This window comes from Paenibacillus sp. Marseille-P2973 (assembly GCF_018101095.1).
Taxonomy (GTDB): domain Bacteria; phylum Bacillota; class Bacilli; order Paenibacillales; family Paenibacillaceae; genus Fontibacillus; species Fontibacillus vini.
The window spans coordinates 517,490-531,335 of sequence record NZ_JAGQEH010000001.1 but is presented as its reverse complement, the minus strand read 5'-3'; the positions used below and the strand labels follow the sequence as shown (position 1 = coordinate 531,335).

Annotated in this window: 10 protein-coding genes; 9 read left to right on the top strand and 1 reads right to left on the bottom strand. The window is 49.0% G+C overall.

Features of this window, described 5'->3' with window-relative positions; genetic code table 11:
- Positions 1 to 10 precede the first annotated feature (10 nt).
- Complete coding sequence (locus tag KB559_RS02405) at positions 11 to 1,750, top strand: sensor histidine kinase (protein WP_211019980.1); 1,740 nt, start codon at positions 11 to 13, stop codon at positions 1,748 to 1,750.
- 96 nt (positions 1,751 to 1,846) lie between these two features.
- The gene (locus KB559_RS02400) at positions 1,847 to 3,463 is read left to right on the top strand and encodes a response regulator transcription factor (protein WP_211019979.1); all 1,617 of its coding nucleotides are present in this window, start codon (positions 1,847 to 1,849) and stop codon (positions 3,461 to 3,463) included.
- An 82-nt stretch (positions 3,464 to 3,545) separates the two neighbouring features.
- On the opposite strand, the gene KB559_RS02395 is transcribed toward KB559_RS02400, so the two are convergent.
- Positions 3,546 to 4,463, bottom strand: a complete 918-nt coding sequence (locus KB559_RS02395) for an ArsR/SmtB family transcription factor (protein ID WP_211019978.1) — start codon at positions 4,461 to 4,463, stop codon at positions 3,546 to 3,548.
- A gap of 374 nt (positions 4,464 to 4,837) precedes the next feature.
- Here KB559_RS02395 and arfA point away from each other — a divergent pair, with 374 nt between their 5' ends.
- The 7 genes from arfA to KB559_RS02360 all read left to right on the top strand — a co-directional run bounded on the left by arfA (position 4,838) and on the right by KB559_RS02360 (position 13,846).
- A complete protein-coding gene (gene arfA, locus KB559_RS02390) occupies positions 4,838 to 6,364 on the top strand; it encodes an arabinosylfuranosidase ArfA (RefSeq protein WP_211019977.1) in 1,527 nt (508 codons plus the stop codon).
- A gap of 200 nt (positions 6,365 to 6,564) precedes the next feature.
- Complete coding sequence (locus KB559_RS02385; protein ID WP_211019976.1) at positions 6,565 to 7,959, top strand: ABC transporter substrate-binding protein; 1,395 nt, start codon at positions 6,565 to 6,567, stop codon at positions 7,957 to 7,959.
- 115 nt (positions 7,960 to 8,074) lie between these two features.
- Positions 8,075 to 8,962 (top strand): carbohydrate ABC transporter permease, encoded by an 888-nt coding sequence (locus tag KB559_RS02380; RefSeq protein ID WP_211019975.1) that lies wholly within the window; start codon positions 8,075 to 8,077, stop codon positions 8,960 to 8,962.
- A 25-nt stretch (positions 8,963 to 8,987) separates the two neighbouring features.
- Entirely contained in the window at positions 8,988 to 9,830 is an 843-nt protein-coding gene (locus tag KB559_RS02375; RefSeq protein ID WP_211019974.1) for a carbohydrate ABC transporter permease, read from the top strand.
- A 68-nt stretch (positions 9,831 to 9,898) separates the two neighbouring features.
- A complete protein-coding gene (locus tag KB559_RS02370) occupies positions 9,899 to 11,302 on the top strand; it encodes an arabinan endo-1,5-alpha-L-arabinosidase (protein WP_211020243.1) in 1,404 nt (467 codons plus the stop codon).
- Positions 11,303 to 11,333: 31 nt separating this feature from the next.
- On the top strand, positions 11,334 to 12,815 hold the full coding sequence (locus tag KB559_RS02365; RefSeq protein ID WP_211019973.1) for an alpha-N-arabinofuranosidase: 1,482 nt from the start codon (positions 11,334 to 11,336) through the stop codon (positions 12,813 to 12,815).
- A 65-nt stretch (positions 12,816 to 12,880) separates the two neighbouring features.
- Positions 12,881 to 13,846 carry a glycoside hydrolase family 43 protein gene (locus KB559_RS02360; RefSeq protein ID WP_211019972.1) on the top strand — a complete coding sequence of 322 codons (966 nt, stop codon included), beginning with the start codon at positions 12,881 to 12,883 and terminating at the stop codon, positions 13,844 to 13,846.

Below are 13,846 nucleotides of genomic sequence, written 5' to 3'. Positions count from 1 at the left end.
GGGAACACGTTTGACCAATCCTTTTAAAAAATTCAGGATCGATCGCCTGTTTTTTAACAGCTATGCAACAGTCCTTGTTATAGTGATCGCTGTCACCGCGTGGACAAGTTACAGCAATTCGTCGAAAGCGCTTGTACAGACGACCTCCCATTATCAGCAGCAACTACTGGATGAGCTGAATAATGAGATTACAACGCGATTGGTCATGATCGAACAGATTTCCCTGTCCAGTTCCCGCGACAACGAGATGACCCATTATCTTCTGAACCGGCAGGATGAGTTCGAACGGCACCGTAGTCGAGTCGGAGTTGAAAGCGCTCTCGGGAATCTCACGTATGCGATCCCTCTAATACAAGGGATCGATCTCTATATGAACAATCCGATCCCGAGCGAGAGGCAAAGTTATATTCAATTCAGGGATATTAACGATTTGACGCGACAGGTATATGCCCAGTGTCTGGATAAAAATGATTTCTGCTGGTCGAAAGAGTATAACCTTTCCAGCCAGCAAGGGGAAATCCCCGTTTTGAGCTTCGCCCGAAAAATTGTTTATAACGATGACTATTTAGGTACGCTCGTCATTCACATCAAGGCGAATGAAATCCGGAGATTGCTGACCGGCAATACGGCTGGGTCCAACCGTATTTTGGCGGACAGTGAAGGTCAACAAATCATGAAAATAGGCGATCCTTTGGAGCAGAACAACTGGTCTCAGTGGGTTGATCTCAAAAGCGACAAATCCGGCTATGTCCATATCAAGGGGACAGGACCATCCGGGAATACCCTTCTTGTCTATTCCAGGATGGACAACTCCATATGGACGCTGATTGAATTCACTTCATGGAACGAGATCACGTCAAGCAGTTTGAAGCTGGCTGAATGGATCGGCCTCATCGGTCTGGCTGCCGTGCTTCTGGTATTGTTCCTGACCCTCTTGATCAGCAGGCAATTTACCAAGCCGATCAAACAACTTGTAACCGCGATGCGCCAGTATTCCTTAGGCGGTGAAAAAGTAGATCTCCCGAGTGACTATCAGAACGAATTCGGATATCTATTTGCCGGATACCGCAAGCAAAACGAGCGGATCGATGAACTTTACATTTCGTTGGAGCGCCGCCATGAACAACAAAAAAAGGCCGAGATCGAAGCGCTCCAGGCCAATATCAACCCGCATTTCCTCTATAATATGCTGGATCAGCTGAACTGGATGGCGATTGAGGCTGGACAGGAGGAGCTGAGCCGCATATTGGAGTTGATGGGACGCATGTTTCGGATCGGCTTGTCAAACGGAAACAGCTTTATTAAGATATCGGATGAACTTCTACATATTCAATGCTATTTGGAAATACAGCAGTTGCGTTGGGGGGACGGCCTCAATTACGTAATAGAAACGGAGCCTGAGCTGGAGGAATTGTTCGTTCCTAAGCTTATTTTGCAGCCGTTCGTCGAAAATTCCATCGTACATGGGTTTAATAAGCTGGACAGCGGCATCATTTCGATTCTAATAGAACAGTCGGGGAATGCACTGCGGGTCGTTATTGACGATAACGGCTCCGGCTTGAGGCAGGCGGAAGACAAGCAGCCAAGGCGTCATACCGGCGGATACGGCATTCGTAATGTAAGAGAGAGAATCGCCGGCTATTTCGGAGAACCGTTCGGAGTAACGCTGAAGGAACGGGAAGAAGGCGGAACACGGGTGGAAATTATGCTTCCTCTCCTGACGGAGCCCCCTTCAAAGGCGGACTTTTAGTCGGATGGAATCCTTAAGCGTTTAACTTGCCGGGTTGGATGGCGGCCCGTTCAGTTGCCAAATTCTGCGCAGTTTAAGGAGGTTGAAGACGGAACTATGTGGAAAATTGCTATCATAGATGATGAACGTCAGGTCCTGCATGGGATGAAACGTGCAATTCCATGGGATAAGCTGGAGGCAGAGTGGGTCGGAGAAGCTTTGAATGGCGAGGATGGTCTCACGATGATTCGTGCTTCTCATCCGGATATCATAATCACCGATATTTATATGCCGCGCATGAATGGCTTGGAGATGATCGAACAGCTTCGGAAAGAAGGATTTGAGGGGAAAATAATTATTTTAAGCGGCTATTCGGATTTCGAGTATGCTAGGCAGGCTCTAAGATTCCATGCTAGCGATTACGTCTCCAAACCGATCAGTATGCCGACTTTGAAGAATATACTTACCCGAGTGATTCAGGAGCTGGGAGAAGAAGAAGGGAAAAGAAAGAGACAGGGTGAGCTTGAAACCAAAATGTCGCTGTATGAGCCTCTCATTGAGAAGGAATGGGTCCGGTCCGTGGCGATCGGAACTTTGGATCAAGCCTATTGGGGGGACGATCATCTTCCTCCGCCTTACCGCTATTGGCTGAACCGAAAGCATATCGCGATCGGCATAGAATTGATTCGCAATAAACAGGCTTGCCGTATGTCTGTTTCCGACTGGAATCTGTTTCGTTTTGCGGTCAGCAACATTGCCTGCGAAATTGCGCGCAAGCTTTTTCCGGACGTGGAGTTTACCGAGCTTCACAGCACCCGTTCCTTATTGATCCTTCATCCTGAGGAGGAGGACGGTGAGCCGTTCGTGAAGAAATTGGAGGAGCTTGGAACCATGCTGGCCGAGAGTATCGGCAGCTATTTGAAGCTGGAGCTGCGGATAGGAATTGGAGGCTTGAAGCGGGCCTGGACGAAAATTTCCGAATCCACAGAGGAAGCCTTCCGGGCCCTGGATCAAAGTGCGGAGAGATTGGCTTCGGTTTATGAGGTTTATCGCTACCGGGAGAATCTGGGAAGCGAACAGGACAACGTGTCTCTTTTTCCGGTCAAACTGTCGTTTAAGCTGGCCAATGCGATTAAATCGTCACAAGAAGCTGAAGCCCATCAGCTTTTGGATGAATATATGTGCTTAATGGTGGAACAAAAAGGCGTATCCCCGGCGGTTGTTCAAATGCTTGCGAGCGAGCTGTGGGGTATCATCACCTACTCGCTTTACGAAACCGGATTTTTGATGGATGAGCTGTTTACGAACGACCAGACTGCCAAAGAAATCGGTGCCTTGTACGTGCCGGATCAACTGACCCAATGGCTGAAAGACAAAATCACCAGAATCTGCAGCAGCAAACAATGGAAAGGGAAGAGCAAGCATCGGCAGGTCGTCGATTTTATGACGAGTTATATTCATGAGCATTATGCGGAAGAGCTGACCCTTGCCGAGCTTTCGGATAAAGTTTTTGTATCCCGGAACCATTTGGCTATTATTTTTAAGAATATGACCGGAGAAACCTTTAATAACTACTTGACCCGGGTGAGGATTGAAAAGGCCAGGGAATTGCTGCTGGCAGGGAACATGCTTGTCTATGAAGTGGCGGAAAGGGTCGGTTATAAGAATATTCCTTACTTTAGCACACTGTTCAAAAAAGTAACCGGTATGAATCCGACGGAGCTGACCAAATAAACACCGGAGCAGTTTGGAAATCTTCCTAACAATAACCCCCGGCAGGAAACCTGTCGGGGGTTATTTTCATAGATAGGCGGATTTAATCTTCATGCACATTGTACAGCACGCGGGCCAGCAGGTCCTGGCTGTAATTGCCGAAATTTTTGCCGAAGATCGTCAGTCCGCGTTTGTTGAACGATTTGTCGGTCACCGCGATGCGGAACGTAAGCTCGCTCTTGTAATCCAGTTGAATCTGGTCGAGAGTGACGTCGGATATTCTGCAGCCGTCAATGAAGCTTCCTTCATTATTGATTCGGATCAGTTTAAGCATCCCGTACTGATTGAGATGCGGCGGCCACCAGTCCGGGTTGAACGTTCCCCGCGCGTCCCCGAAATCTCCGGGGCTGGTCCAGTAGCCGATCTCGATTCCGTTGACGTAGAAGTAGATGTCGGATGGATAGTTATCGCAAAACCCGGGTGCTTCCGAGCCAAGTTCCATAGAGAACTGTACTTCTCTGAAGGTTTGATTCGGCTTCAGGTAATTGGGGATCCGATATTCGAGAAACCCTTCGGCGAGCCAAATGATTTCCGAATCGATCCGCTGCGGATCGGCAAAATACCGGGGATCGTCAAAATCGCCGATGATGCTGTCTTTGGTCGCAAGACCGCAGGTAGGCACCGCTTGATAGTTGCTGTAATGGCCAACCTGGATTTCCACCTCGTACAGGTTCTCCACATCTTTACTTCTAAGATCTACCATCAATTTATCTTTGTTCAGATAACAAATTTTCTGGATGCCGTGTTTCCCGACGGAGGTATTGATCTCGATCAGACCGCTTTCCTCCAGTTTCTTGATATGCATGGTAATCGCGCCGTTGCTGAGATTCAGCTTCGTGGCGAGGTCGTTCAGGTTCAAGGCTTGATTCTTGGCAAGCAATTCGAGGATTTGTATTCTGATTTCAGAACTTAAAGCTTTAAATATATCGATCCCGCTCATCAAATCCTTGATGTAGATCATATAACATAACCCTCTTCCAATAGGAAATATTTGAAAAATCCTTTTATTTTAGATAATTATAAACTAACTTAGTCGATTAATAAAGCATTAAATCTATAAATGTAAATTTATTTAAAAATATAGATAAATATTGCACAATTTTGATGATATGTTTTATATAAATGTGAAACTAATAATCCGGTTTTTGACCTAATTTTGAATAAAACCACTGAATTATAGGGGTTTTTGAGGTGTTATTAAATTCTATTTAGAAAAACATAAAAAGATTTAGGTTTATATATTTACAAGGTAGTTCTTATATGTTATTTTATATCTGTAAGCGGATTCATTCAAGTTATTTCGAAACAGTTTAGGATTTATTAAAACGGAAGGTGATGGACTTGTCATCAGCATCAGCAGCGCTTAAAGCAAAAATGATTGTGGACAAATCGTTCAAGATCTCCGAAGTCGATCCAAGAATTTACGGTTCTTTTATTGAGCATCTGGGGAGGGCCGTTTACGGAGGGATCTATGAAGCTTCTCATCCGGCAGCGGACAGCAAGGGATTCCGCACCGACGTAAAACAATTGATACAGGAATTGAATGTACCTATTATACGCTACCCGGGCGGAAACTTCGTATCCGGATATAACTGGGAAGACGGCGTAGGCCCGGTGAAGGACCGGCCCAAACGGCTGGACTTGGCTTGGCGGACCGTGGAGCCGAACGAAGTTGGCACCAACGAATTCGCGCAGTGGGCACGGGAAATCGGTTCGGAAGTCATGATGGCCGTCAACCTGGGAACCCGGGGAGTGGATGCAGCAAGAAACCTTCTGGAGTATTGCAACCATCCGGGAGGCAGCTATTGGAGCGATTTGCGCCGCAGCCACGGTTACGAGCAGCCGCACCGCATCAAGACCTGGTGCCTGGGGAATGAAATGGACGGTCCCTGGCAGATCGGACAGAAGACACCGCAAGAATATGGAAGATTAGCTTATGAAACTGGCAAGGCCATGCGTCTGGTAGATCCGGATATCGAACTCGTATCCTGCGGCAGTTCAAGCACCGGGATGCCGACGTTCCCGGAATGGGAAGCGGTTACGCTGGACCATACCTATGAAGTTGCCGACTACGTTTCGTTACACCAGTATTACGGCAACCGGGACAATGATTCAGCGAATTTTCTGGCCAGATCGATGGACATGGAGCACTTTATCCGGACGGTCACCGCGACCTGCGATTATGTCAAAGCAAAGAAACGCAGTAAGAAGACGATGTATCTCAGCTTTGATGAATGGAATGTCTGGTACCATTCCAACGACGCGGATACGAAGATCGAACCTTGGAGCATCGGGCCGCCGCAATTGGAGGACATCTATAACTTTGAAGACGCTCTGTTGGTAGGCAGCATGCTGATTACGATGCTCCGCCATGCCGACCGGGTGAAGATGGCCTGTATGGCCCAACTGGTCAATGTCATTGCGCCGATCATGACGGAAAACGGGGGAAGAGCCTGGAAGCAGACAATTTTCTATCCTTACTTGCATGCTTCCCGGTATGGCCGCGGCACCTCGCTGCAGCCGATCGTCCATTCGCCGAAATATGATGCGCAGGATTATACCGATGTACCTTATCTCGACAGTGCGGTCGTATACAGGGAAGCGGAGGAGGAAATCACGATCTTCGCCGTCAACCGGCATCTCCAGGAAGCGATGGATCTGGAATGTGATATCCGCGGCTTTGAAAACTACCGCATGGTGGAACATATCGTGCTGGAGCATGAAGATTTGAAAGCGGTCAATACCGCAGCCGAGGAAAGGGTTAAACCGCATCATGGCGGAAACGCGGAATGCAAGGACGGGTTCGTAAACGCGAGGTTGTCCAAGGCATCCTGGAACGTCATTACTCTGCGCAAAGCTTAAGTAAGTATTGGCAGGGAAGGGGCGAAGGATCGCCCGTTCCCGCCCGATTGAACTTTATGAACACGGTTTCATTCGCAAGGTTGATATAGGCCGGACTAAAGTGCAGGCACTGCGACTGCTGCCACAGATAAGAACATTCGGTTGAATGGACTTTAGTTCTCTCTATATAGTTTCATCCGAACTCATAGGAGGGGTTAAAGGTGTTAAATAAAAAAGGATGGTTTACTCTTTTGTCTCTAGTACTCGTGTTGTCGGCCGTGCTTGCGGGCTGCGGCGGAAATAACGGCGGAGGGGAAGCAAGCGGCAACGGCGGGAAGTCCGGGAACTCGGGCAAATCCGGAGGAACGAAGGAATTGACGTTCATGTACCGCGGCGGTACGGACGAACAAAAAGCATACAGTGCCGTAGTCAAGAAATTCGAAGAGGATCACCCTGGCGTAAAGGTTAAGATCGTCGTTACGGCGGCAGACCAATATGCGACTAAACTGAAAGCGGCTATTACAGGCAATAAAGTGCCCGACGTATTCTATTTTGAATCCGGCGATACGAAGGCTTACGTCCATAACAACATTCTGATGGATCTTACGCCTTACGTTGAAAATAACCCGGAAATTAACCTTGATAATATGTGGAAATACGGTCTCGACCTGTATCGCTATGACGGAGATATGGCTGGACAAGGCAATCTTTACGGGATGCCGAAAGACGTAGGTCCGTTTGCGCTCGGCTATAACAAAACGATGTTCGAGAAATCGGGAATTCCGTTCCCGGATCCGGATAAACCGTACACTTGGGATGAATTTATTGAAGTATCGAAGCAATTGACGAAAGATACGAACGGCGACGGCAAGATAGACCAATACGCCACTGGCTTTAACGTCAACTGGGCGCTTCAATCCATGGTTTGGAGCAATGGAGCCGACTGGATCGATGAGACGAAAAAGAAAGTAACGATCGATGATCCAAAATTTGCGGAAGCGCTGCAATATTTTGCGGATATGCAAAACGTGCACAAAATCACTCCTTCCGCGGAAGACGCGCAAACACTGGACACTTACCAACGCTGGATGAAAGGCGAGTTGGCCTTCTTCCCAGTAGGTCCTTGGGATATGAGCACGTATGAAACATTGCCTTTCGAATATGATTTGATGCCTTACCCTGCAGGTTCTACGGGTAAATCTGCAACATGGACCGGTTCCCTCGGTATCGGCGTATCCGCTAAAACGAAACATCCTGAGGAAGCCGTCGCGCTCGTGAACTATCTGACAGCCTCCAAAGAGGGTATGGAAATGCTCGTGAAAGCTAAGGTGCAAATCCCTAACCTGATCGACATGGCCGAAGAATGGGCAGCCGATACTTCGACTAAGCCTGCCAACAAAAAAGAATTCCTCGACGTTGTAGGCGAATACGGCCGGGTTCTCCCAGGCCACTATACTTGGACCTCGGAATGGTATGACTTGTTCTTCACGGATATCCAACCGGTGCTCGACGGTAAAATTACCGCCGCGGACTATGTGAAGCAGGAACAGCCGAAGATGCAAAAATTGCTTGATAAAGCGATCGAAGCGGAAGAAAAAGCGAAAGCCAAGAAATAAGGACGGGACTTCAGCAGTGCATTAATCCAGGAGAAATGATGTTAGTTTCCGATGTTGCACAAACAAAGGAACTAACATCATTTTCATTCTGGTATCCGAATTAGAGGTGACTATCATGCAAACCAAATCAAATCTGTATCGGAAAGAAAAAATATACGGATGGTTATTTATTTTGCCCCCTGTCCTGGGCTTTTTGCTCTTTACTCTGTTTCCTGTAGCTTACTCTTTTTACGGCTCGCTAACGGACTGGGACGGACTTGGGCAAATGGATTTTATCGGGCTCAGCAATTTCAAGGAACTGCTTACGGACGAATTGTTTCATAAAGCGGCTTTCAATACGATCTTCATGATGCTCGGGATTCCGATCGGCCTGATTCTTGCCCTGCTTATTGCGCTGGGGTTGAACCGGGGCATTCCGGGGACGACGACATTCCGTGTCATTTACTATGTTCCGGTCATTTCGTCGCTAGCTGCCATTTCTATTATGTGGAGTTGGGCATATAACGGAGATTACGGCCTTGTGAACCAGTTTCTGGATATCTTCGGCATCGACGGACCGAACTGGCTGATGAACAAATACTCGGTGAAGCCGGCGCTGATTCTGATGACGGTATGGAAAGGGCTCGGTTATACGATGCTCTTGTATCTGGCAGCCCTGCAAAGCGTTCCTCGTTCCTACTACGAAGCCGCCGAACTTGATGGAGCCAGCGGATTTAAGGCGTTCCTCCATATCACCTGGCCGATGGTTAAGCCGGTTACTTTCTTTATCGTCGTGACGAACATTATCGGCGGATCGCAGATTTTTACGGAAATCAACATTATGACGAATACGGGAGGTCCGGAATACTCGTCCGCTTCCGTCGTGTTCTATATCTGGCAGAAAGCCTTCGATAACTTCCAAATGGGATACGCTTCCGCGATGGCCGTCGTATTGGGCATATTCATATTTATCGTGACTCTGATTCAATTCAAAATGAACGAAAAATCATCCTACGAGGCGTGATTGAAAGGGAAAGGAGAAAGTGAATATGTCTCATTCGTCAAGAACCAAGCTGACTAATACGATTATTTTCATCCTGCTTGCGATCGGAGCGGTCGCGATGATTGCTCCATTGATTTGGATGCTTTCGACCTCGATCAAACAGAAAATCGATGTGTTCGCTTTGCCGCCCGTGTGGATTCCGGAGAATCCCCAATGGGGCAAATATGCGGAAATCTGGACGGCCGGACCCCTGCTGAGCGGGATTAAAAACAGCGTCATCATTGCGCTTTCCGTTACGGTGGTAGGCACGTTTACCTCCAGTTTGGCCGCATTCTCGTTTTCGAAGCTGAAGTTTCCGGGCAAACACATGATTTTCTTCTTGCTCTTGTCAGCCTTGATGATTCCTTATCCGGCCGTCATGATTCCGCAATTCATGATGTTCTCGAAGATCGGCTGGGTGGATACGCTGCTTCCCCTGATTGTACCTGGGCTGTTCGGCAACATCGTGATGATCTTTTTCCTGCGGCAGTATTTGATCAGCGTTCCGGATGAAGTGCTTGAGGCGGCCAAAATCGATGGCAGCTCCTACTTCAGATTGTTCTCCACGATTACGTTCCCGCTTATTAAGCCGGCTGTTGCCGCTCAGCTTATTTTGTGGTTCATGGGCATCTGGAACGATTATCTGGCACCGATCATTTACTTGACTTCACCGGAAAAGCAAACCCTGCAGCTCGTCATTGCTAACTTTAACGCACAGTATGCGATTCAGACGGATTACCCGCTGATTATGGCCGCATCCGTCATTGCGCTGCTGCCGGTGTTGATCATTTTCCTTGTCTTCCAGAAGCAAATTATCGAATCCGTGGCGATTTCCGGGGTGAAGGGATAAAGAAAGTGACTGAAACGAAAGAGAGCGTTGTGATGAACCTATTAAAAAAACGGGTGGTGCTGCCGGGTATGTTGATGTTGATGATGATGGGTACGGTAGGATGCTCGGGGGATCGGACGCCGGAACTCGTGTTTCCGGATAACCCCTCCGCGACTGCAATGTATGACACGACGGTGCTTCATAATGAACCAAAATGGACGGTAAACAATGCGCACGACCCCGGCATTATCAAAACGGATCAGGGGTATTATGTTTTCTCAACGGACGTTAAGGTGGGCGGGGAGCCGAAGCCCGGCGTCATGGTCCGGAAATCGGACGATTTGATTCACTGGAAATGGGTTGACTATGCATTGCCCGGCATCCCCGAAACCGCGTTGGAATGGACGGGAGCTACCAATTTGTGGGCACCGGATGTCTTTAAGCATGGAGAAGTCTATCGCCTCTATTATTCCGCCTCCACATTTGGCAGCAGGCAGTCTATGATCGGCATGGCGACTTCAAACTCGATCGAAGGGCCTTGGAGTGATCAAGGGGCTGTCATTCAAACGAAAAGCGATGACGCGCTGAACGCGATCGATCCGAACATAGTCACCGATGCGGAAGGCCGGATGTGGATGGTGTACGGCTCGTTTTTCGGAGGTATTCATATTATCGAGCTGGATCCGGATACGGGCAAACCGAAGGAAGAAGGCTTCGGAAAGCTGATCGCTGCCCGCGACATGGTTACCGAGGACGGAGCGGTTGAAGGGCCGTATATCGTTTATAACGAGAAATTCAAAAAGTACTATTTATTCGTGTCTTACGATTCGTTATTCGAGGATTATAACGTGCGCGTAGCGCGTGCGGATTCCATTACGGGACCGTATGTCGACTTTAACGGCAGAGATATGACGGATACGTCGTTCGAACCGCAATTTGAGGTGGGCAACAAAATATTGGGCGGGTACAAGTTCGGCGAGGATGAAGGCTGGATCGCGCCGGGTCATAACTCCGTTTTAAATGACGGGGGCGACTACTTTATCGTTCATCATGCCAGGGGAGAAACCGACAAGAACTGGTCCTATCTGCATGTCCGCAAAATCCTGTGGACGGAAGACGGCTGGCCGGTCGTCTCGCCGGAGCGTTATGCGGGAGAGAAGGAGCAGGATATTCCGCAAAGTATGCTGGCCGGAGAATGGGAACGGCTCGAAATCGATCCGTTTATCGACGGGCAGGAGCAGTCCGGCAAGCTGCTTTTGAAGGACAAAGGAAAGCTTGAAGGCAGCCGGGGAGAGGGATCCTGGAGTTTTGACGGGAAAATGACGCTGACTTTAAGCTGGGACGATTTGGCCGAAGGTGAAGGTCGCACAGAAACGGTTCAGGTGCTGCCTGCATGGGATTGGGAAAAAGGCGTAGGTACCTTGGTGTTTACCGGCTTGAATGAACGAGGTATGGCCGTTTGGGGAAAACAAACTTCTCGGCAAAGTAAATAAACATACGGGTGGAGAGGGAGAGTTGTAAACCATGGTGAGAATGGCCATTAACGCCAGAGAGAGAAAAGGAACCATCAGCCGTTACTTGTACGGACAATTTGCCGAACATCTCGGCAGATGTATCTACGAGGGAATCTGGGTAGGTCCCGATTCACCGATTCCGAATACGGAAGGGTATCGGACCGATGTGCTGGAGGCGCTGAAAAACTTAAATATACCGGTATTACGCTGGCCGGGCGGCTGTTTTGCGGATGAATACCACTGGATGGACGGCATTGGCCCGAAATCACAGCGGGCTCGAATGATCAACAATCATTGGGGCGGAGTGGAGGAAAATAATCATTTCGGCACGCATGAATTTTTGCGCCTGTGCGAATTGCTGGATACGGAGCCCTATATCAGCGGCAACGTCGGCAGCGGTACGGTGCGAGAAATGCAGCAGTGGGTAGAATATATGACCTTTGAAGGCGAGTCGCCGATGGCCGGTCTGCGCAAGGAGAACGGGCAGGAGCAGCCTTGGAAGCTGCCTTTCTTCGGCGTCGGCAATGAGAACTGGGGCTGCGGAGGCAATATGCATCCCGAATACTACGCCGATCTTTACCGTCGATATTCCTCCTATGTCCGGAATTATGGAGACAATCAAGTATATAAAATTGCCTGCGGACCGAATACGGATGATTACCATTGGACGGAAGTCCTGATGCGGGAAGCGCATTGGTTAATGAACGGGCTCAGCCTGCATTATTACACCATTCCTTCGGGGAATTGGTTCGCCAGCAAGGGCTCCGCGACCGAATTCGGTGTGGACGAGTGGTTCTCTACGATGAAGAATACCTTGTTCATGGAGGAGCTGATCGTCAAGCATTCCAAAATTATGGATAAATACGATCCCGAAGGCAAAGTCGGCCTGATCGTGGACGAATGGGGTGGCTGGTACGATGTGGAACCGGGTACCAATCCGGGCTTCCTGTATCAGCAAAATACGCTGCGCGATGCCCTTATTGCCGGCGTAAACCTCAATATTTTTCACAAATACAGCAAACGGGTGAAAATGGCGAACATCGCGCAGGTGGTCAATGTCCTGCAGGCGATGGTGCTGACGGAAGGCGATAAAATGCTGCTGACGCCTACCTATCATGTGTTTGATATGTACAAGGTCCATCAGGATGCGGAGCTTCTGGACGTGGAGTTTGAAAGCCCGATGTACAAACACGGGTCGCAGTTGATTCCACAACTCAGCGTTTCGGCTTCAATCGATAAGGAAGGACGCATTCATTTATCGGTCTGCAATCTTCATCATGCGGTCAGCGCTTCGGTAAGCTGTCACCTTGAAGGCGCGGAAGGCAAAGAGATAAGCGGAACCTTGCTTACGCATTCATCGCTGAATGTCCACAATACCTTCCATCAGCCTGAAGTGGTGAAACCGGCGAAATTTACAGGCGCAAAGCTGGAGGACGGCCAGGTTCATATGGAGCTGCCTCCCGCTTCGGTAGTTGTTCTGACGTTGAAATAAGGAATCATTATTTCGTTTAAAAGTACAGCTGGAGCTTGGATTACTAGTTAAAAGGAGAAACCGACATGAACACAAATAGAGAATATATGAACCCGATTGTGGAGCAGCGTGCAGATCCTTGGGTTTACAAACATAGTGACGGCTATTATTACTATACCGCCTCGGTGCCGGAATATGACCGGATCGAAGTGAGACGTTCGACTACGATTCAAGGGTTAAAGGATGCGCTTCCCGTAACGGTATGGCGTAAATATGAAACCGGCCCGCTCAGCGCGAACATCTGGGCGCCGGAGATCCATTATATTCAAGGGAAATGGTATATCTATTTTGCGGCGGCCAGAACGACCGAAACGCAGGACGGTTTGTTCGACCACCGGATGTATGTCCTTGAGAATGATGCCGTAAATCCGCTAGAAGGCGAATGGGTGGAGAAAGGCCAGGTACGGACACGTTGGGAATCGTTCGCCCTGGACGCAACGACGTTCGAGCACCGCGGAGACCTCTATTATGTTTGGGCGCAAAAGGATCCCGAAATCGAAGGGAACTCGAATTTGTACATTTCAAAGATGAGCAATCCTTGGACGCTGACCGGAGAACAGGTGATGATTTCGACCCCGGAATTTGACTGGGAGATCATCGGGTTCCGGGTTAATGAGGGGGCAGCCGTGCTGAAGCGGAACGGACGCATCTTCATCAGCTATTCGGCAAGCGCAACGGATTACAACTACTGCATGGGGCTGTTGGAAGCGGATGAATCGGCGGATCTGCTTGATCCTTCCGTGTGGAAAAAAGCGCCGCAGCCCGTGTTTCAAACGAGCGAAGAGAACGGACAGTACGGGCCCGGGCATAACAGCTTCACCGTCTCCGAGGACGGTCAGGACGTCATCGTTTATCACGCGCGGAATTACAAGGAGATTAAGGGAGACCCTCTATATGACCCGAACCGTCATACCCGGGCCCAGGTGTTTGGCTGGAAAGAGGATGGCACTCCGGACTTCGGCTCGCCCGTAAAGGATGGAGTATTGCTTTAG

What these genes read in the sequence shown, in the direction of transcription:
- KB559_RS02395 (WP_211019978.1), bottom strand. Translation starts at nt 4,463, where the DNA reads ATGATCTACATCAAGGATTTGATGAGCGGGATCGATATATTTAAAGCT.
- KB559_RS02360 (WP_211019972.1), top strand. Translation starts at nt 12,881, where the DNA reads ATGAACACAAATAGAGAATATATGAACCCGATTGTGGAGCAGCGTGCA.
- KB559_RS02380 (WP_211019975.1), top strand. Translation starts at nt 8,075, where the DNA reads ATGCAAACCAAATCAAATCTGTATCGGAAAGAAAAAATATACGGATGG.
- KB559_RS02400 (WP_211019979.1), top strand. Translation starts at nt 1,847, where the DNA reads ATGTGGAAAATTGCTATCATAGATGATGAACGTCAGGTCCTGCATGGG.
- KB559_RS02370 (WP_211020243.1), top strand. Translation starts at nt 9,899, where the DNA reads ATGTTGATGTTGATGATGATGGGTACGGTAGGATGCTCGGGGGATCGG.
- KB559_RS02365 (WP_211019973.1), top strand. Translation starts at nt 11,334, where the DNA reads ATGGTGAGAATGGCCATTAACGCCAGAGAGAGAAAAGGAACCATCAGC.
- KB559_RS02375 (WP_211019974.1), top strand. Translation starts at nt 8,988, where the DNA reads ATGTCTCATTCGTCAAGAACCAAGCTGACTAATACGATTATTTTCATC.
- arfA (WP_211019977.1), top strand. Translation starts at nt 4,838, where the DNA reads ATGGACTTGTCATCAGCATCAGCAGCGCTTAAAGCAAAAATGATTGTG.